This window comes from Lutimonas halocynthiae (assembly GCF_030409835.1).
Lineage (GTDB): Bacteria > Bacteroidota > Bacteroidia > Flavobacteriales > Flavobacteriaceae > Lutimonas > Lutimonas halocynthiae.
On the sequence record NZ_JAUFQO010000001.1, the window covers coordinates 279,282 to 298,276 of the forward strand.

Consider the following 18,995-nt stretch of genomic DNA (forward strand, 5'->3'; position numbering starts at 1 on the left):
TTTCAATTTTAAAGGTAACAAATATAGCCTAATTCGACTTTACTCTACATATGAATTCTCATTTCCGAAATTATTAACAGCACTTAAAGTGCTGTTAATCTATAAGTTGAAAATTCTATTTAAACAAACATCTTCTCCAATTAGGGTTTATGAGTACTCTTTGCCCTGTTACTTATGAGAGACATAAAAACTCAAACAAATTATACATAATAAAATAGAAAACATGAAAACAAGAAATCAAATTTTAACAGTACTTATGGCGGTCATCATTAGTTTTTCTGCCTTAGCAAACAACATTGTCGTTATTGAAAAGAATGGACAAGAATCAACATTAGAGATAGAAAAAAATGACATTCGTGGCAAGGGTATTAAATCAGGAAATGAAGCGATGCTTTATTTTGAAAATATCAAAGAAGTGAGCACAAATAGTTTTGATGTATATGAAAAGCTGGTCACCAAAACTCAAAAAAACTATAATCACTTAAAAGTGGAATTTACTGGAGACGGAAACCTTCATGCACTTCAACTAGAAAAATTGAGAAAGAAAAGAACCGGAGCTGATGTGACAAGAGCCGCTGGAGGTGTAATGACCATTTTAGGAGTTCTTTCAGGAGATAGAGGTCTTACTGCGGCTGGACTAGCAACAAATGCAGCCGGTAGAATTGCGAGAGATCTTAATGACGACAAAACATCTAATACCCAAACAGCCATGCTAAACGAATTGGACGAAAGAACCAAAGCTGCAGAGGCTAAAAATGAGGAAGTTGAATTAAAGAAGGCCTATGGAGATGAAAATATTGAAGGTTTAAAAGCATTAATAGACAAGAACTATGACAGAGCTTTAGCTTTGGCCAATGTGGGAGAAACTTCAGATGTAGAAGATCATAAGATTGCAGCGGTGTACTTAAAAGCGATGATTGCAGCTGATCAAAACAATGAAGAACAAGAAGAAATCGAATATAACAGAATGGCTGAAATTGACTCAGAAATTAATGATGCGAATGAGGCTAAAAACGAAATCGCTGGTTTAATGGAAGAAATGGCAGCATTAAGATAAATAGTAGCAAAGTAAACTCAATATAAAATTAAAAACCGAAGAGAATCTCTTCGGTTTTTTTATTTGTAAATCAGGTCATTTCGTAAAAGAAAAAACTCTTTTCGAAAGAAAAGCTTTTTTACATTCCAGCCATTTTCATCACCTTATTCAGCATTTCTGGATTGTTCGCGATATAATCAACAGCTGCCGTTGTTAAGGCGCTATCTCCTAAAACAGATTTAATGATTCCATCCAAAGAATCCTTATTATCTGTAATGATTTTTGATATTGCATTTGTAGTTTCTGGGTTCTCTTTCAAGTAGTCTACAGTCTCCTTTTGTAATCCTTCATCCTTCGACAAAGCATCTGTAATTTGCTTTTCTAATTCAGGATTTTGATCAGCAGCAGCCTCCATGCCAACTTTTTTAACATCATCTGTGCTCACTGAAGGCATCGTTTGTGCCGAAATAGAAGCAGAAAAAGCCATAACAAATACTAATAGTAATAAACGTTTCATAATTTTAAATTTAGGGGTTAAGCGAACAAAAATAAGAGTCAAAACCGTTTAAAAACTGAAGTTTTACTTTCCAATTCATTATTTACATCAAATTTCTTCAATGCTAATCTTTTTTGCCATTTTTAATTTCGAATAGCATCATCCTCTTTATTCTAAAAAACTCCAAACTAGATTCTAAATGTCAATTAGATTTTATAAAAAATTTGTAGTTTTGACAACTCTAATTTAAAGGGGTCATTAACTCAGTTGGTTCAGAGTGTTACCTTGACAGGGTAGAAGTCACTGGTTCGAATCCAGTATGACCCACATCAAATAGAATCCCGGTGCCGTAGGCACTGGGATTTTTATTTTCACGCCGCTGAAAGTTCACTTTCAAAAGGCTTTGAAAATAAAAAATCCCCTATCCTGGCAAAGCCAGGATATAGGGATTCTATTTGCAGAAGCGGTTCTCATCTGGATCACGCCAGTAATCCTTGCCCAAGGAAATAATGATATATTGATGTAATGATTTACTTCAATAAGTTACTTTTCACCTTTTCGATAGTTAAGGAATCAACTCCTATGGAATTTAAATAATTCTGGATGTTGCCATATTCGTTTTCAACGGCTTCTTTTGTACCCTTGATGTAATTTTCATTTAACTGATAAAAGGCCTTAATATTCTCAAGGTTTTTTGCTTTATCCACAACGTCAGGATTGTGCTCTGCCAATTCATTCAGAGCTTTAATTCTTGCATTGCTTTCTTCTTTCCGGTAGATATTTGAAAGCATATACTCCGAGGCAATTGTGTCCCATGGAACATCTAAAGCCATCATTAATAATGCGGTGGCAGTTCCGGTTCTGTGTACACCATGAGAACAATGAAAAACAACAGGGTAACTATCAGCATCAGCTAAAACTTCAAAAAAACCTTTATAGGCCTCTTTGCCAACATCAACCAACAGCGCATGAATATTATAATTCAACTCAATTGGTACAGCAGCGAAATTCCCGGTCTGACGAGCTTCGAGTATCTGTTCTGCTTCTTGGTTTTCACCGGAAATTGGTAAGAAAACTGATTTTGTACCGCGTGGTAAAATGTCTTCTCCTCTCACCTTGCGCTCTTCCTCTGTCAAGAAATTAACTACCGTTTTTATGCCAAGTGAATCTAAAATCTGAACATCGCTATTACTGCAGGCTGACAATGTTCCAGAACGATAGACCATTCCTGATTTAAGCGATTTACCATTTCCGGTGGTATGATTCCCTATGTCTCGAAAATTGGACTGACCTTCTAGTTCAATATGTCGTAGAAAGATATCATTTGTGTCTTTTTCTTTTTTGGACTGACATCCGATTAAGGTTAAAATAAGAAGTGTAAAAATTGTATTTCTCATAGATTTCTTAAATTACACGATAGATGTTGAAGTGTTAATAACAAAACGGCTACTACAAAATGATTGCAGTAGCCGTTTCCTTTATTCATTATTGCTTTATTCATTATCGAACCAAAGCTGTTCTGTATTCTCCCATTCATCAAGATGTTTTATAAACTCTCTTGGGTCAAAAGGCAGATCTTTTGGATCAATTCTGGGCTCTGAAGCTGCTTTTACTTTTGGAGATGGATTTTCTAATCCTTTAAAAGGGAAATCACGGGTCTGTGGTCTGTCTGGATATTTCTCTTTCCACAATTCGTGGCGAATTTTCATTTCCATAAACATACCCTTAGTAGTGAAACCTGGTAGCATTTTACCATTTACTTCTCTTGGATCGTTATATAAATCATAGAAAGCTGCACCACTTAATCCTGGTAGTTCGCCCATCCAATGACGCTTAAACCTGCCTTTTACAGTGGCAGCATGAAAAGGGCCAGTGTAGATAAATACATAATCTCTTCTTCCATATCCATCACCATTCAGCAATAAGGATGTTTGATCCAATCCGTCGATAATTCTATCTGTAGGGATATATTGTTTGGCCCCACCCAAATTAGCAAAGGTTGTAAACAGGTCAGTTACATGAATCATATCACCCACAATTTGACCTTCATCAATCACACCTTTCCACTTCGCAATAGCCGGTACACGCACGGCACCTTCGGTAAAGTCACCCTTCCCTCCTCTGTATAAATGCTCAATAAAACCTGGAGGGCCATTATGTGTCATAGGGCCATTGTCGGCCATTAGGATAACCAATGTGTTTTCTTCAAGACCAAGTCTTTTCAATTCGTCCATGATTTGTCCGACGTATCCATCAACTTTTACGTAGCCTTCCTGAACAGGTGCTCCACTGGTTGTGTTGTTTGGAGTTCCGGGCTGATTGCCGAGGAATGATTGCATAAGCGGCCAGTAAGCAATATAAAACGGCTTCTTTTCTTCTTTGTTTTTTGCCATAAAAGCTTTGGCCCTTTTCACACATTCAGGATCGAGTTTGTAATAATCATCGTCGGTTTCTGTGTTTCCCCATTCTTTGGCTTTCCCACCTTTTTTGGCTTCTAAGGCCCAAACAAATCCATCAGGAATCCATCCCTCATCCAAAGTGTATTTGTCTTCAGGGTACATATCCGGATACATACTGGTAGGATATAAGGCCGCTTGTTGTCCGCGCCTAACGTATAAACTGGGTACCTGGTTGTACGGTGTCCATAATGCTTCGTCAAAACCTTGTGTATGCATATAACTTGACTCTACATCACCCAGGTGTGCTTTTCCATAAAAAGCTGTTGCATATCCGGCTTCGGAAAGTACTTCTGCCATAAATACTTCTTCATCGGCGATTCCGCCGTATTCATAAGGAAATGCTACGGTTGTCATTCCGCTTCTTACCGCATGTCGCCCTGTAATGGCAGCAGCCCTTGTTGGGGTACAAGAAGGTTCCGTATACATACGGGTAAAAAGAATCCCTTCTTCTGCAACCTTATTCATTACAGGAGTTTCAAATCCTCTGTTTTTTTGAAGTGCAGGGATGCCAATTTCACCAACAGGCATGTCGTCCCACATGATGTGAATGATATTAGGAGGAGTGCCATATTCCTTTCTCAGTTCTTTGAGTTTCTTTTGAAGTGCTTCATCTTCAGCAGCCCATATTTCGCCATGCTGCGCTTCAAGAATGTAATACTCAGCATCATGGATGATCTCCTTTTGGCCAAAAGCCATAATGGAGATTCCCATGAATAAAGCTAATACATAACAATTCATGCTTGATTTCATTTTCTTATTATTTTTCGTTATTTTTAATTTTACAAATATAACTTGTTTATTAATTGAGTTTTATCAAAAATCCGCAGAATTGCATTTTTACGCTTCTTCATTTCTAGATATCGATTTGCTGAAAGATTCTGTTATCAAATGGAATTTAGAAGTGTTTCCTCTCGAGGTTACATCAATATGTTATGACATTAAACAGGCCATAAGTCCGAAGTTTTTAATTGGAGAAGGCAATTTTTCCTGCAAAACCGAGCAACGTGGCGCCACTCCAAAAGGATTTAGAACCTTTGTAATTCCAGCTAAAGACAGTGTTGAATATTGTTGGCGTGGGAGGAAATTACGTGGCAATAATTTATCCCTATTTCCAGAAAATGGTGAATTGCATAGCATATCAAATCACACGTTTCATGTGTATACTGTCTCTTTTCATCAATCTTTAATCAATGCGGAATGCAACATTTTAGGAAGTAAAAGACTGGACCAATCTATTAAAGGAGAAAAAGTTTGGGAAATTGAGAAGCATACAATGGGTTTGATACGTGAATTGGCTCGGAACATTATTTTACAATCTTCTTTAAATAAATATCCCTATTATTTGCAGCAAATGCTTCTTAGAGAAATACTTCTTATCATAAGAGATAGCGAAGAGAGACGACCTTTACCCCTGCAACTAAAAAAGCATAAAATTCTTAAAAAGGCAACAGATTGGATGAGGGAAAGAACAATTCAACCCGTTCCACTGTCTCAATTATATCAGGAGTTATCGGTAAGCGAGCGAGCTGCACAAATCGCATTTAAAAATCAGTTTGGGCTATCATTGAAAACGTATTACAAAAATTACCGATTAATGAGGATTCACCAAGCCTTAAAAAAGGAGAATGGTGAAAATTTTATTTCTGATGTGGCTTCAAGTTTTGGATATTGGCACATGGGCCAGTTTTCTAAAGACTACAAAAATCTCATTGGAGAATTGCCATCAACAACCTTAAATAAAGGAAATACTAATGCGTGGCTGAAACAACAAAACGGAAGCTAAAATCAAACCTTTTTTCCGGCCCAGTTTCCTACTGATAAGGCCACCAGAAATACCTCCAATAATACATCCTATTAAAGCACTTGAAACAACTAGGCCTAATCGCGCATTTGCGGCGCTTTCGCCTAAGCCAAAAGGCAATACAAAGAAACTTTCTAAAGAACTTACGGTTCCCGAAATAACAGCAGTGTCATAACCAAATAATAAACCTCATAAGATTACCACTAAAGATAATTTAATTAAATATGTGGAACTCGTTGAATTTTTGATTATCTATTAATTAGATGTATTGATTGATAATGTTTTCGAATAATTCTTGCTTGCCGCTTTTTAATGATAACTCTCCATTTTCCTGTGCAATTTTATACAAGTCTTGCATTGATAGTTTACCATTTTCAAAAGCTTTCCCATTACCAGCATCAAAAGAAGCATAGCGTTCTTTTCTCAAGTTATCATAGGGAGAAGAAGTGATTATTTTATCTGCAATTAACAAGGCTCTGGCAAAAGTGTCTGCGCCACCAATATGGGCAAAGAAAATATCCTCTAAATCAGTTGAATTTCTTCTGATTTTTGCATCAAAATTCACACCACCGCCTTGCAAACCACCAGCTTTAAGAAATACCAACATGGCCTCAGTAGTTTCCTGAATATTATTTGGGAACTGATCTGTATCCCAACCATTTTGGTAATCACCCCTGTTCGCATCCAAGCTCCCTAACATTCCTGCTTTTGCAGCGGTTTCAATTTCGTGCTGAAAAGTGTGTTGCGCTAAAGTAGCATGGTTCACTTCAATATTCATTTTAAAATCTTTATCCAAACCTTGCTCTCTTAAGAACCCGATAGCCGTGGCCGAATCAAAATCATATTGGTGCTTCATTGGCTCCATTGGTTTCGGTTCAATAAAGAAATTTCCTTTAAATCCTTGAGCACGGGCATAGTCACGAGCCATTCTTAAAAATTGCCCCAAATGATCTAGTTCACGACCCATATCAGTATTCAACAGTGACATATAACCTTCTCTACCTCCCCAGAATACGTAGTTTTCACCACCTAGTTTGATGGTTGCATCTAAAGCCAGTTTAATCTGACCACCTGCTCTGGCAAGTACATCGAAATCAGGATTCGTTGCTGCCCCATTCATATAGCGTGGGTTGGAAAAACAATTGGCAGTTCCCCACAATAATTTAATACCCGATGCCGCCTGCTTATCCTTTATATAATCTGTAATTGCTGTCAATCTATTCTCAGATTCGGCAAAGGTTGCGCCTTCCTGAATTAAATCGTAATCATGGAAACAGAAATAATTAAAACCCATTTTACTAATAAACTCGAAAGCTGCGTCTGCCTTATCTTTAGCTGCCTGAATTACATCACTTGATTGATCCCAGGCAAAATTCTGCGTTCCTGGGCCAAATGGATCGCCGCCTTGCCCACAGAATGTGTGCCAATAAGCGATTGCAAACTTAAAGTGTTCGCGCATAGTTTTCCCGGCAACCACTTGCTCAGGGTTATAGTATTTATAAGCAAGAGGGTTGTCAGATTCCTTACCTTCAAAATTAATTTCTCCTATACCTTTAAAGTATTCTTTGTTTCCTAAACTTGCCATTTGTTCTGTTTTTTAGATGTTATTTATGATATTGATTTTCTAAATCCTGCTTCCAAATTTCATAGAATTCAGTATAATTTTTTTTATCTTTTAAGGGATGATAAGTCATCACATGCTCATTGTCTGAAAAAGCCTCGTTCAAGGTTTTAAAGGCGCATGAACTTACCCCTGCCGCTCGAGCTGCTCCCACAGCACCTGTCGTGTCAATAATATTTATGTCAGCCCCTACTAAGGTTGCAATCGTATTTGAAAATATTTCAGACCTGAATAAGTTATCATTTCCAGCTCTGATCACAGAAAGATCAACACCATCATTTTTCAAAATATCTATCCCATAAACAAAGGAAAAAGCAATCCCCTCCAAAGCAGCTCTGAACAAGTGTTCTTTTTTATGCAAATTAAAATTCAGATTTGAAATACGCGCTCCTTTGTTTTGGTTATTCAACATACGCTCTGCACCATTACCAAATGGTAAAATTCGCAAGCCGTCAGAGCCAAAAGGAACCGATGCTGCCAACTTATTCATATCATTATAAGAATCATTCGTATTGGCCATATTTTGCTTCATCCAACTGTACTGAATTCCAGCGCCATTTATATTCAAAAGTTTACCAATTCTCGGTGCTTCTTTTGTGTAATTAACATGAGCGAAACTGTTGATTCTTAAACTTTCCTGAGTTTTTGTACTATCAGTAATAGCATAAACAACCCCTGAGGTGCCGCCAGTAGCTGCGATTTCACCGGGTTCAAAAGCATTTAAAGACAAAGCATTATTGGGTTGGTCTCCAGCTCTGTAAAGAACAGGAATGCCTTCAGGCAACCCGATTTCGTCAGCAGCCTTTTTTGTCACTTTTCCTTGATCTGAAAATGTTGGAACGATTGTAGGAATTACATCAGTACTGATCCCCATATAATCAAAAAGCCAATCTGCTGGCCGGTTTTCTTTGAAATCCCACATGATCCCTTCTGACAAACCAGAAATAGTTGTTGTAGTTTCACCAGTTAATCTCATGGCGATATAATCTCCAGGCAATAACAACTTATCTACCTTATCATAAATTTCGGGTTCATTTTCTTTGACCCATTTTAGCTTTGACAAAGTAAAGTTACCTGGTGAGTTTAATAAATTCGAAACACATCTATCCTCTCCAACTCCTCGAAATGCTTCATTTCCTATTTCGACAGCCCTACTGTCACACCATATTATCGATGGTCGTAAAACTTGCTGATCGCGATCAACAATCACCATACCATGCATTTGATAGGAAATACCTATTCCTTTAATATTTTGTGACGACACACCAGTTTGAGCCAGTAATTTTTGCGTGACTTGGCAACAATTTTTCCACCACAAATTAGGGTCTTGTTCGGCCCATCCTGTCTGTTCAGCAAAAATTGCCATTTCCTCTTCAGGATAGTTGGTTACGCCTATGGTTTTCCCTGTGCCGGACTCTATCAAAGCTGCTTTGACTGATGAACTTCCTAAATCAAATCCTATGTAATACATAATTTATAATGATTCTCTTACTATTAGTTTTGTTTCTATATATTCTTGAATAGATTGGTCATTCATAATAAACTCGGCTGCCTTTGTTCCTAAGGCTTTAAAATCTGTCGAAACAACTGAAATTCCTTTGTATATAAATTCTTTCATTGGGGTTTCGTTATATGACAAAAATCCTACATCAACTCCTGGCTCAATATTTTTCATCTTACATTGTTCCAGAAATATGCCTAATACCCGATCACTTACACTGATGTAAGCAATATCTTTTTGAATATCATACTTATTTGGATCAGTAAGCACTTTGAAATCAAATCCAAAATCAGCGCAAAACTTTTCAAAAAACAATATAGTTTCTTTTGGGTGCTCGGTATAATTAGGGAAGAGAAGGTGTATTTCTTTGTACTTCCTAAACAGATGAGTCACTTCTTCTAAAGAAGTGTAAAATGCCTTACCAAAGTCCTGAAAGACATAATTACTTTCTTTATCAGCATAGACATTCCAATCAATCAACAGTAGTTTATCCTTGTTAATTTTGGAAACAACTGAAGGAACTTCCTTATGGTCAAAATTCATGACCACATATTTATAATACTTCCCTAAACTATTGTTCAGAATAGTTTTAAAATTATCAATGTTATAGTGATGAAACTGAACATCTGTAATGTAATGAGTAGGAAGGTTATTTATAAATGAATGGTACAAAACCTCCTTGTATGCTTTAAAAGTATCCAATACCAAAAGTATTTTTCTAGTATCACTCGATACATAATAGCCCTTGTTTGGCACGGATTCAATCACATTATTTTCTTTCAACAAAGAATAGGCCTTAAAAACCGTATCCCTTGACAAACTATGTGTTTTACAAATACTGTTTACTGAAGGAAGCAAATCCCCATTTGAAATAACACTATTTGAAATAGCATTATTAATGGAATTCACTATCTGCTGATATTTAGGAATATCGCTATCATGTTGTATACTTAAAAAGCTTGTATTTGTTATATTTTTAGTCATGCTGTTCTGGTCTGGTATGCAATACTAAAAATTATTTTAAAATCATGCAAAATTTTAACAAATATATTTTTGTCGTTAACAGTTCAAACTACAATTTAAGTTCTATTTTTTTATTAAAACTTGCCAGCGAACCTGCTAATCATCAGTTCTTTTCCAATTGGAAAGAGCCTCTAAATAATAATAATCAGCATAGTTTAAAGGTTTATCATTTTCTTCCCCAGTATGGATGTTACCAACAGAATTCCTTTTCACCCAAAACCATCAATAGTTTGTTTTTATATCGAAATTAGATCATGAAATAATCTAATTAACTTTAAAAAGGCTGTGAAAACAAAAAGACCAAGTAAAACGGAGTCATAGGATTTATCCACCATGGGTGGGCGGGTTTGCAAAAGCGTTTCTCATCTGGATCTCGCCAGTAACCCACTTTCTTTTTATAGCGTACAATAAAACAGCGCTTTAATCGGTTTTATACCTTGTATACATGTAAAAATTTAAACGCATTAGATTTGATAAAAAAATTACTTAAAATGAAAAAAATATTTCTTATTGTCTTGCTATTTGCAGGATTTACTGCTCAAGCTCAGATTGTAGATGGAATTCCATTGTCTGAAATCAAAATTGAATTTGTACAAATTTGGATCACCCAATCCAAATCCGGGTCAAAGGTCTATGTAGATTATGGTCAGGAACGCAAGCGTCTTTATGGCGATCATAACCTGACTGATGAAGACGAAAAAGATATTGAAACACTTAGCCACGTGCCACTCATTAACCAAATGATTGGTTTAGGATATGAAGTTATGGACATTACTTCCTTGAGAGATGACAATGTAAGCACACTACTCTATTCGTTTCGGAAAAAATAATTGATTTTATTGATTACGTGGCAAACTCCTGATAATCATTTTATTATATAATAAAAAACCCGAGTGAATTATCACTCGGGTTTTCTGATTTAAATCTATTCTGTTTTTATTCTAATTGAAACTTACCATCACTCATACATCGTTGGCACATCATTAATTAGTAAGAATGGAAGTGCTATGACTAGTAAAACTCCTAGGAACATAGCGGCTATTAACTCAAAAAAATTTCTCATGGTTATTGTTATTGTTAGAAGACTTCAAAGGTACAACTTATTTGGATACCTTAACATGATGAATATCATTATCTTAGGTAATCAAAAATTAAATCTAACTCACGATTCCCATTTCTTCTTCAAAGCTCTCGATTAATTTAAACTGATTCTTGGCTCTTACCAGATTATGCTCAGGATAATTTATCTTATAGTATTTGTCTCCATTTAGATAATCGGTTAGAAAACGAATTCCCATAATAAAAATCATGGTCTTGGCTCCTAGAGGCAAGTACTGCTTTTCCAAATCCGAAATTGATGTGTTCATTTTTTCGAGAAACCCTTTCCTGTACGCCTCATAAAATTCCCCATTGAAATTAACTCTGTCAAGGTCTTTCTCATCTTCGGCAGCAGTATTGCATATGGTTCTAATGGCGTCTCCAAAATCATAGTGAATGATTCCAGGCATGATGGTATCCGTATCGATCACGCAGAGGCCTTTCCCTTGCATATCAAACAGCGCATTTGAAATTTTAGTGTCGTTATGCGTTACACGAAGTCTAATCTTTCCTTTTTCTTTTAGATCCTGTAAAATGTGCATTTCTTTCTTTAACCCCTTTACTCTTTTGATAAGATGTGCTGATAAAAACAATCTTTGTTCAGAAGCATCGATTAACGAAGCCTCAAATTGAGAAAATCGAAAAGACATATCATGAAATTGAGGAATCACTTCTATAAGTTCAGAAGCATTGAAATCTTCTGTTAAATTCAAAAATTCACCAAATAACTTCCCTCCTTCATAGGCAATACTGGCATCTGTAACAATTTCAAAAGTTTGGCTATTGTCTATATAGATCATCCCATTCCAAAAATCCCCATTCTTGTCTTTAAAAAAATAGCTTCCTGAAGTACTTGGCAGAAAAGTTAAAACGCTTCTCTCAATTATCTCCTGACTTGATCCTGACATCTTTTTATGAAGATGTTTGCTCACCAGGGTCTTATTCCTTATTAAACCGGGAACATCCTTAAAAACCGCATTATTAATTCTCTGAATAATATATTGCTGGCCTTCTCTGGGTTTTACCAAATAAGTATCATTAATATGTCCTGAGACCAATTCACTAATAGAAATTATTTCCTTTTCAGGAAGAAAGGCATCCAGGATCTCTTTTGAAAGATTTGACATACTACCAAAGGTGTGTTGGATAGATTCCTTGTTTTTTTAATTGCTGAATTTCCTTTTCAACAGATTGTTTGTCTTCTTTATAAGTCACTCCAAACCATTTTGCATCGGAAGTCAGTACTTTCACAGAACCGGTTCCATTTTCCAGATAACCGTTTACAATTAACGGAATGAAATATTCGGCTTTTAAATTGTCTTTGTTCTCTTCTAAAAAGGCCTCAAATAAAGATTCGGTATAATCAAAACATCGCGGCGTAAATCCCCAAAAATTCATAGATACAACCGTGTTTTTATCTATTGGAATAAGGTTGCTCTTATCATCTTTTCGCACGAGTTGCCCATCAATTGTTTCAATATGGGTTCTTTCTACAACATTTGTCAAGAATCCCTTTTCATCCACAGTACATTCCCCTCTCGACACAAAGCCGTGCTCTGAAATAGTGTTTTTAAGCCTATAGGCCATCATGCTAAATTCATGAGAAGTTTTGTCAATAGACTGTAAGTATTTTGCCATAGACTTAAAGGCTTCTCTACCATAAAAATCATCGGCATTGATAATGGCAAAATTTTCTTTGACAGCATCCTTCGCCATTAACATTGCATGCCCCGTACCATAAGGCTTGACGCGATCTGGATTAAAATATTTTTCTGGCACTTTATCAATTTCTTGAAAGACATATGCTACTTCCGCCTTCCCTTCAAGTTTTTTATCTATTTCAGCGCGAAATTCTACCTCAATACTTTTTCTTATTATAAAAACAAATTTCCCAAATCCGGCCTCTAAGGCATCGTAAATTGAAAAATCGATTATGGTATCTCCTTCTGGAGTAAATGTATCTAATTGCTTTAATCCTCCGTATCTGCTTCCTATTCCTGCCGCAAGAATTACTAAGGTTGGTTTATTTGTACTCATGTTATAAATTTTGAAGCGAATTTAATAAAGAATTAGCATTCTAAGTCTGGAATTTGATTTAAATACCAATTATAGAATTCATTTTCTCATAGATATTTTCGAAAGAATTTTTCCCAAAATTGGATTCCTGTTAGACTTGTTCCAGGCAACGGATAAAACAGTTCGTTGTGGCATTTGATTAAGCTCAATAAATTTCACTTTCATATCGTAGCCCAACTTTAAAGAACTCGGCACAATTGAAAGACCTAAATTATTTTCTACCAACCTGAATATCGTACTTGCATGTACTGTATTATGAGAAATAATGGGCTGGAAACCACTTTGCTTAAAAATCTCCATCACTTGTTCATAATAAGCAGGACTATAGGATGGATCAAATAAAATAAAATCTTCGTTTTTAAATTGAGTCAAACTGTTAAGATCTATATTTTCGAGTTCATAATTTTCAGGAACTACCAATGAAAAAGTGTCTTCAAAAACAGGGCGTATGTCAAGTCCTTTAGGTACTTTCTCTAGCCTTACAAAGGCAAGGTCAACATCATTCAATAAAAGCGCGTCTATCTGTTCCGGGTTTTCCATTTCCCGAAGACTGTAATGAATATTAGGATGATCTTCCCTTATTTTTAAAATGAGTTCAGGTATCACATTTTGCATGGCCGACCCTACATACGCAAAACTAATTTGGCCTTCCATACCCTCGTGGATTAACTGGGCATGATCAAAGGTGTCTTCCACATTTTTAAAAATCAATGCGACTTCCTCCTTCAAATATTTTCCCGCTTTTGTCAAAGTAACCCGTTTGTTTGTTCTTTCAAATAATGGAAAGCCAAGTTCTTCCTCCATTTGCTTTATCTGTCGACTCAAACCAGGCTGGGAAACAAAAAGTTTATCGGCGGCTTTTCGAAAGTGAAGTTCTTCTGCAACTGCAAGAAAATAACGCAAATGTCTAAACTCTATTTGATGCCTCATAGTTATCTATAATTGATTGTAATGGTATTATTAAGCATCAAATATAATCGTAAATTTGATAAAATCAAATTTATAAAAATGTTCGAATACGGATTGGATCATCTTACAGTAGGCCAGTTAATTTCTATACTAAATGGAGATTTAAAAGCCGTTATTACAAGTGAAGTCAAAGACAGTATCAATAAGTCTCATGAAATAGTTTTAAAAACGGCCTTAAAAGATAAGGCTGTCTACGGCATCAATACCGGTTTTGGACCCTTATGTGATACGATCATCTCTAAAGATGATACCACCGAATTGCAACGAAAAATCTTACTGAGTCATTCAGTGGGTGTCGGAGCGCCTATTGACAAAGACCTCGCTAAACTCATGTTGATATTAAAAATGCATTCCTTGGCACAAGGCTTCTCTGGAATATCTATGGCTGTATTAGAAAGAATTCAATGGCATATCGAGAATGATGTCATTCCGATTGTTCCTGAACAAGGTTCAGTGGGCGCATCCGGAGATCTGGCCCCTTTATCTCACCTTTTTCTCCCACTCATTGGAGAAGGGAAAGTTTTTTATAAAAACAAGATTCAAAAAACAAAAAAAGTCCTGGAAAAGGAAGGTTTAGAAGCCTTGCAATTACATCCCAAGGCTGGATTGGCCTTGATCAATGGGACTCAATTTATTCTGGCTCATGCAGTAATGTGCGTAGACAAACTGTACAATTGTCTCTCTCATGCCGATCTTATCGGAAGCCTAATGATTGAAGGGTTAATGGGCTCACAAATGCCTTTTCACGAAGCCCTTCATAAAACAAGGCCTTTTAAGGGAAATATGCATGTTGCAAAAAGAATCAGTCAATTTCTTCAGGGATCTGAAATAGGTAAATCACATTTATTTTGTGGAAAAGTACAAGATCCTTACTCTTTGAGATGTATGCCACAAGTTCATGGAAGTTCAAGAAGTGCCTGGCTTCATCTAAAGGAAAGTGTTGAAATAGAACTCAATTCTGTCACAGACAATCCTGTTATCATTTCTGACGAACTCATTATTAGCGGAGGGAGTTTTCACGGACAACCCCTGGCATTACCTCTCGATTATGCCTGTTTGGCTGCAGCTGAATTGGGAAGCATATCTGATCGAAGAACCTACCTCTCTCTTGAGGGGAAATACGAAGGAACCCCCAGACTGCTGATGAAAGACACCGGTTTGAATTCAGGTTTTATGATACTCCAATACACCTCTGCCGCGCTCGTGAGTGAAAATAAAGGCCTTTGCTTCCCTTCAAGTGCTGATAGTATTCCAACCTCTTTAGGTCAGGAAGATCATGTGAGTATGGGATCGATTGGGGGAAGAAAAGCCCTTCGCGTTATTGATAATCTTGAAAAAATACTTGCCATTGAATTATTATGCGCTGCCCAGGCGCTCGACTTTAGAAAACCGCTGAAATCTAGTGAAGTACTTGATGATGTACACGATACTATACGAGAAAAAATAACCTTCGCGGAAGAAGACAGAATTTTTTCAATCGATATTGAAAAAGCAATTCAATTGATCAAAGACCGAGAGCTGTTAGAAACCGCCTCATTTCACAGTGACTCCTTCAGCGAATTCGATAATTTATTTGAATCATATTAACCGGATTAAGATGATAAATACAACATACAATACAGATTTTCAAAAGGAAATTCAACAGGGTATACCAGCCCAATTACCTGTAAAAAAGGCTTATCCAAAGGGAGTGAATCAGGCTCCAAAAAGAAAAGATATCCTTAACCAGGATGAAAAAAAATTGGCCATTAGAAACGCTTTACGATACTTTCCTGCTGACTGGCATGAAGAATTGGCAAAAGAGTTTTTAGCAGAACTAAATACCTTAGGCCGTATTTACATGCATCGTTTTAAACCTTCTTATAAGATATTTGCCCGTCCAATAGAGGCATATCCGGCAAAAAGCAGGAAAGCAGCGGCCATTATGTTAATGATTCAAAACAATCTGGATCCTGCCGTTGCGCAGCATCCTGAAGAATTGATTACCTATGGTGGTAACGGAGCCGTTTTTCAAAATTGGGCGCAGTACCTACTCACGATGCAATATTTATCTGATATGACAGATGAACAAACCCTTCATATGTACTCCGGACATCCGATGGGCTTATTCCCATCAAGTAAGGATGCTCCTATGGTTATTGTTACCAATGGTATGATGATTCCTAATTATTCAAAACCCGATGATCTTGAAAAATTCAATGCCCTGGGTGTTACCCAATACGGTCAAATGACAGCAGGGTCATTCATGTATATCGGTCCGCAAGGGATTGTTCATGGAACAACAATTACCCTTATGAATGCTTTTAGAAAAATTCTTAACAAAGGAGAAAGCTCAAAAGGAAAAATATTTTTAACCTCTGGTTTGGGAGGCATGAGTGGTGCACAACCTAAAGCAGGTGATATTACGGAGTGTATCACCGTATGTGCTGAGGTGAACGAAAAAGCAGCTGTAAAAAGACATGAACAGGGATGGGCGAGTATTCTGATCAAAGACATGGATGAATTGGTCAAAAGGGTAAAGATGGCTCAGCTTAACGAAGAAATACTTTCCATTGCTTTTCACGGTAATATTGTTGATGTCTGGGAAAGGTTTGACAAAGAAAATGTTTTTGTTCATGTAGGGTCAGATCAGACTTCATTGCATAATCCCTGGTCAGGAGGTTATTATCCAGCAGGTATTTCTTTTGAAGAAGCCAATGAACTTATTAGCAATGACCCTGATTTATTCAAAGAAAAAGTACAGGAATCTCTTAGACGACAGGCCGACTCGATCAACAATCACGTAAAAAAAGGAACCTATTTCTTTGACTATGGCAATGCCTTCCTTCTTGAAGCATCTCGCGCCGGTGCAGATGTTATGGGGGATAAGCCTGGTCAATTTAGATACCCAACTTATGTTCAGGACATTCTAGGGCCTATGTGTTTTGATTATGGCTTTGGACCTTTTAGATGGGTGTGTACATCAGGAAAAGCAAAAGATCTGGATATATCTGACCAAATTGCCATGGACGTTCTCACTGAAATTCAACAAACTGCTCCAGAAGAAATTCAATTACAAATGAATGACAATATCATTTGGATTAAAAACGCCAAGGAAAATAAATTGGTTGTAGGATCTCAGGCACGTATTCTATATGCCGATGCTGAAGGTCGCGCAAAAATAGCTTCTGCATTTAACAAAGCAATTGAAAAAGGTGACATTTCTGCCCCCATTGTTCTGGGCAGAGATCATCATGATGTTAGTGGTACAGATTCTCCTTACAGAGAAACAAGTAACATCCATGATGGTAGTCAGTTTACTGCAGATATGTCGATACATAACGTCATTGGCGACAGTTTCCGAGGAGCCACCTGGGTGTCTATCCACAATGGTGGAGGCGTTGGCTGGGGAGAAGTAAGCAACGGTGGTTTTGGGATGGTTCTTGACGGATCAGTTCAAACAGAAAATCAACTAAGATCTATGCTGTTTTACGATGTGAATAACGGTATTGCCAGAAGGAGTTGGGCAAGAAACAAAGAAGCACTGTTTGCCATTAAAAGAGAAATGGACAGATCTCCGAATTTAAAGGTCACGCTGCCTAATTTGGTTGATAACAATGTATTAAACGATTTGGACATATAAAAAAACGCCCATTAATATAATGGGCGTTTCCTATTTCCTAGCAACTATTTTTTTATTGAACAGCCTATAGCCTTTGTGCTAGCGACTTCAATTGGTATGCCTTTGGTTAAAGCGTCTACAGCATTTTCTACAAATTTCGTTTTTACCGCTCCGGAATTTCTGGCACTATCATCTATTGATCCAATATACCTAACTATAAGCTTATTATCCTCTTTGTTTAAGACATATACATGTGGCGTTTTTGAGGCACCATATTTAGGGTACACTTTTTGGCCATCATCAAATAAATAAGGGAAATTAAAACCCTTCTCCTCGGCTCTTACCTTCATGAGTTCATAACTGTCTCCACTTGATATTTTCGGATTATTTGGATTGATCGCGATTACAGGATATCCCTGATCCATATATTTTTCGTTTAAGGCAATAATTCGATCTTCATTGGCCACCGAAACCGGGCAGGTATTACAAGTGAAAATAACAATGAATCCTTTGGCCTCTTCAAAATCAGCAAGTGAAACCATCTTCCCATCCACATTCTTCAGCTCAAAATCTTCAGCCACATCTCCGATTTGATAGCTCATTATTATTTTTGAAATTCCAGTATCAACTCCGGTGAAAGCAAAAATGGAGAAAACAGTGGAAAAAGCGACTACACATAACAACAAAAAATAATGCTTGTTTTTCATAATACTATAGGTTTTTAAAATTCAATATTTCGTTTTCTAATTCTTTCTCGCTAAATGACTGCTCATAGAATTTTCTTTTTGAGCCTTTTATCATGAGTGTGGCGGGAATAGCTCCAGACCAGGTTGAATCAACCTTGGGAATCCATTCATTTTCGTGTGGATCATCTAACAATATCACTTGAGATTGGATGGAATTCTTTTTTACGAAGGGTATTAACTGGCTTTCAAGTTTATTCGTAAAATCCAGGCTAAGCAAAATTACCTTGACATCTTCCTTGTGCATTTTCTGAGCAGCTTCAAAATAGGGAAGTTCCTGAATACAAGGTTTGCACCATGTTGCCCAGAAATTAATTATATAAATTTGGTCTTCATCTTCTTCTAAAAAGAGCTCAAATTCTTCAAAGCTATACACTTCAATTTCATCATTTACAGTTTGTTTTGAACTAATCTTTTCAGCGTCATGCTTCTTACACGAAAGGAAGGCAAACAAGCTCAGGATGATGATATAATATTTCATTTTTGACGGATGTATACCAACAAATTTAAATAATCATCTAAGTCAAAAAAGTCATAATTCGTTTTTTATCAAAACTTTAACTATGTCAAA

At 36.7% G+C, this 18,995-nt stretch carries 17 protein-coding genes and 1 tRNA gene; 6 read left to right on the forward strand and 12 right to left on the reverse strand.

Annotated features, from left to right (window positions below; all coding sequences use genetic code 11):
- The first annotated feature begins 223 nt into the window (after positions 1-223).
- On the forward strand, positions 224-1,057 hold the full coding sequence (locus QWY87_RS01220; RefSeq protein WP_290287529.1) for a hypothetical protein: 834 nt from the start codon (positions 224-226) through the stop codon (positions 1,055-1,057).
- Positions 1,058-1,175: 118 nt separating this feature from the next.
- On the opposite strand, the gene QWY87_RS01225 is transcribed toward QWY87_RS01220, so the two are convergent.
- Positions 1,176-1,553 (reverse strand): hypothetical protein, encoded by a 378-nt coding sequence (locus QWY87_RS01225; RefSeq protein WP_290287530.1) that lies wholly within the window; start codon positions 1,551-1,553, stop codon positions 1,176-1,178.
- Between the two features lie 231 nt (positions 1,554-1,784).
- Between QWY87_RS01225 and QWY87_RS01230 the strand changes: the two genes are divergently transcribed.
- Positions 1,785-1,859 (forward strand) — tRNA-Val (locus tag QWY87_RS01230).
- A 203-nt stretch (positions 1,860-2,062) separates the two neighbouring features.
- Here QWY87_RS01230 and QWY87_RS01235 read toward each other — a convergent pair.
- Both QWY87_RS01235 and QWY87_RS01240 read right to left on the reverse strand, forming a co-directional pair.
- Positions 2,063-2,929 (reverse strand): tyrosine-protein phosphatase, encoded by an 867-nt coding sequence (locus QWY87_RS01235; RefSeq protein ID WP_290287531.1) that lies wholly within the window; start codon positions 2,927-2,929, stop codon positions 2,063-2,065.
- A 96-nt stretch (positions 2,930-3,025) separates the two neighbouring features.
- The gene (locus QWY87_RS01240) at positions 3,026-4,741 is read right to left on the reverse strand and encodes a sulfatase-like hydrolase/transferase (RefSeq protein ID WP_290287532.1); all 1,716 of its coding nucleotides are present in this window, start codon (positions 4,739-4,741) and stop codon (positions 3,026-3,028) included.
- Between the two features lie 79 nt (positions 4,742-4,820).
- On the opposite strand from QWY87_RS01240, the gene QWY87_RS01245 reads away from it, so the two are divergent.
- Positions 4,821-5,774, forward strand: a complete 954-nt coding sequence (locus QWY87_RS01245) for a helix-turn-helix domain-containing protein (RefSeq protein WP_290287533.1) — start codon at positions 4,821-4,823, stop codon at positions 5,772-5,774.
- Here the strand turns inward: QWY87_RS01245 and QWY87_RS01250 are convergent.
- The 4 genes from QWY87_RS01250 to QWY87_RS01265 form a co-directional block, all read right to left on the reverse strand.
- Entirely contained in the window at positions 5,724-5,951 is a 228-nt protein-coding gene (locus tag QWY87_RS01250; protein WP_290288015.1) for an MFS transporter, read from the reverse strand. The genes QWY87_RS01245 and QWY87_RS01250 overlap by 51 nt on opposite strands.
- 100 nt (positions 5,952-6,051) lie before the next feature.
- Positions 6,052-7,377, reverse strand: a complete 1,326-nt coding sequence (gene xylA / locus QWY87_RS01255; protein ID WP_290287534.1) for a xylose isomerase — start codon at positions 7,375-7,377, stop codon at positions 6,052-6,054.
- A 19-nt stretch (positions 7,378-7,396) separates the two neighbouring features.
- Complete coding sequence (locus QWY87_RS01260; protein WP_290287535.1) at positions 7,397-8,884, reverse strand: xylulokinase; 1,488 nt, start codon at positions 8,882-8,884, stop codon at positions 7,397-7,399.
- A 3-nt stretch (positions 8,885-8,887) separates the two neighbouring features.
- On the reverse strand, positions 8,888-9,898 hold the full coding sequence (locus QWY87_RS01265; protein ID WP_290287536.1) for a GntR family transcriptional regulator: 1,011 nt from the start codon (positions 9,896-9,898) through the stop codon (positions 8,888-8,890).
- A gap of 530 nt (positions 9,899-10,428) precedes the next feature.
- On the opposite strand from QWY87_RS01265, the gene QWY87_RS01270 reads away from it, so the two are divergent.
- Positions 10,429-10,767: a hypothetical protein gene (locus tag QWY87_RS01270; RefSeq protein WP_290287537.1), complete on the forward strand. Its 339-nt coding sequence runs from the start codon at positions 10,429-10,431 to the stop codon at positions 10,765-10,767.
- Positions 10,768-11,094: 327 nt separating this feature from the next.
- On the opposite strand, the gene QWY87_RS01275 is transcribed toward QWY87_RS01270, so the two are convergent.
- From QWY87_RS01275 to QWY87_RS01285, 3 genes are all read right to left on the reverse strand, one after another.
- Complete coding sequence (locus QWY87_RS01275) at positions 11,095-12,162, reverse strand: phosphotransferase (protein ID WP_290287538.1); 1,068 nt, start codon at positions 12,160-12,162, stop codon at positions 11,095-11,097.
- A gap of 1 nt (position 12,163) precedes the next feature.
- Positions 12,164-13,072 (reverse strand): nucleotidyltransferase family protein, encoded by a 909-nt coding sequence (locus QWY87_RS01280; RefSeq protein ID WP_290287539.1) that lies wholly within the window; start codon positions 13,070-13,072, stop codon positions 12,164-12,166.
- A 78-nt stretch (positions 13,073-13,150) separates the two neighbouring features.
- On the reverse strand, positions 13,151-14,041 hold the full coding sequence (locus QWY87_RS01285; protein ID WP_290287541.1) for a LysR family transcriptional regulator: 891 nt from the start codon (positions 14,039-14,041) through the stop codon (positions 13,151-13,153).
- Positions 14,042-14,119: 78 nt separating this feature from the next.
- Between QWY87_RS01285 and hutH the strand changes: the two genes are divergently transcribed.
- Complete coding sequence (gene hutH, locus QWY87_RS01290; RefSeq protein WP_290287542.1) at positions 14,120-15,667, forward strand: histidine ammonia-lyase; 1,548 nt, start codon at positions 14,120-14,122, stop codon at positions 15,665-15,667.
- A 10-nt stretch (positions 15,668-15,677) separates the two neighbouring features.
- Positions 15,678-17,702 (forward strand): urocanate hydratase, encoded by a 2,025-nt coding sequence (gene hutU, locus QWY87_RS01295; protein ID WP_290287543.1) that lies wholly within the window; start codon positions 15,678-15,680, stop codon positions 17,700-17,702.
- A gap of 44 nt (positions 17,703-17,746) precedes the next feature.
- Here hutU and QWY87_RS01300 read toward each other — a convergent pair whose 3' ends face one another.
- Positions 17,747-18,388 carry a thioredoxin family protein gene (locus QWY87_RS01300; protein ID WP_290287544.1) on the reverse strand — a complete coding sequence of 214 codons (642 nt, stop codon included), beginning with the start codon at positions 18,386-18,388 and terminating at the stop codon, positions 17,747-17,749.
- Positions 18,389-18,392: 4 nt separating this feature from the next.
- On the reverse strand, positions 18,393-18,905 hold the full coding sequence (locus QWY87_RS01305) for a TlpA disulfide reductase family protein (protein WP_290287545.1): 513 nt from the start codon (positions 18,903-18,905) through the stop codon (positions 18,393-18,395).
- Between the last annotated feature and the right edge of the window lie 90 nt (positions 18,906-18,995).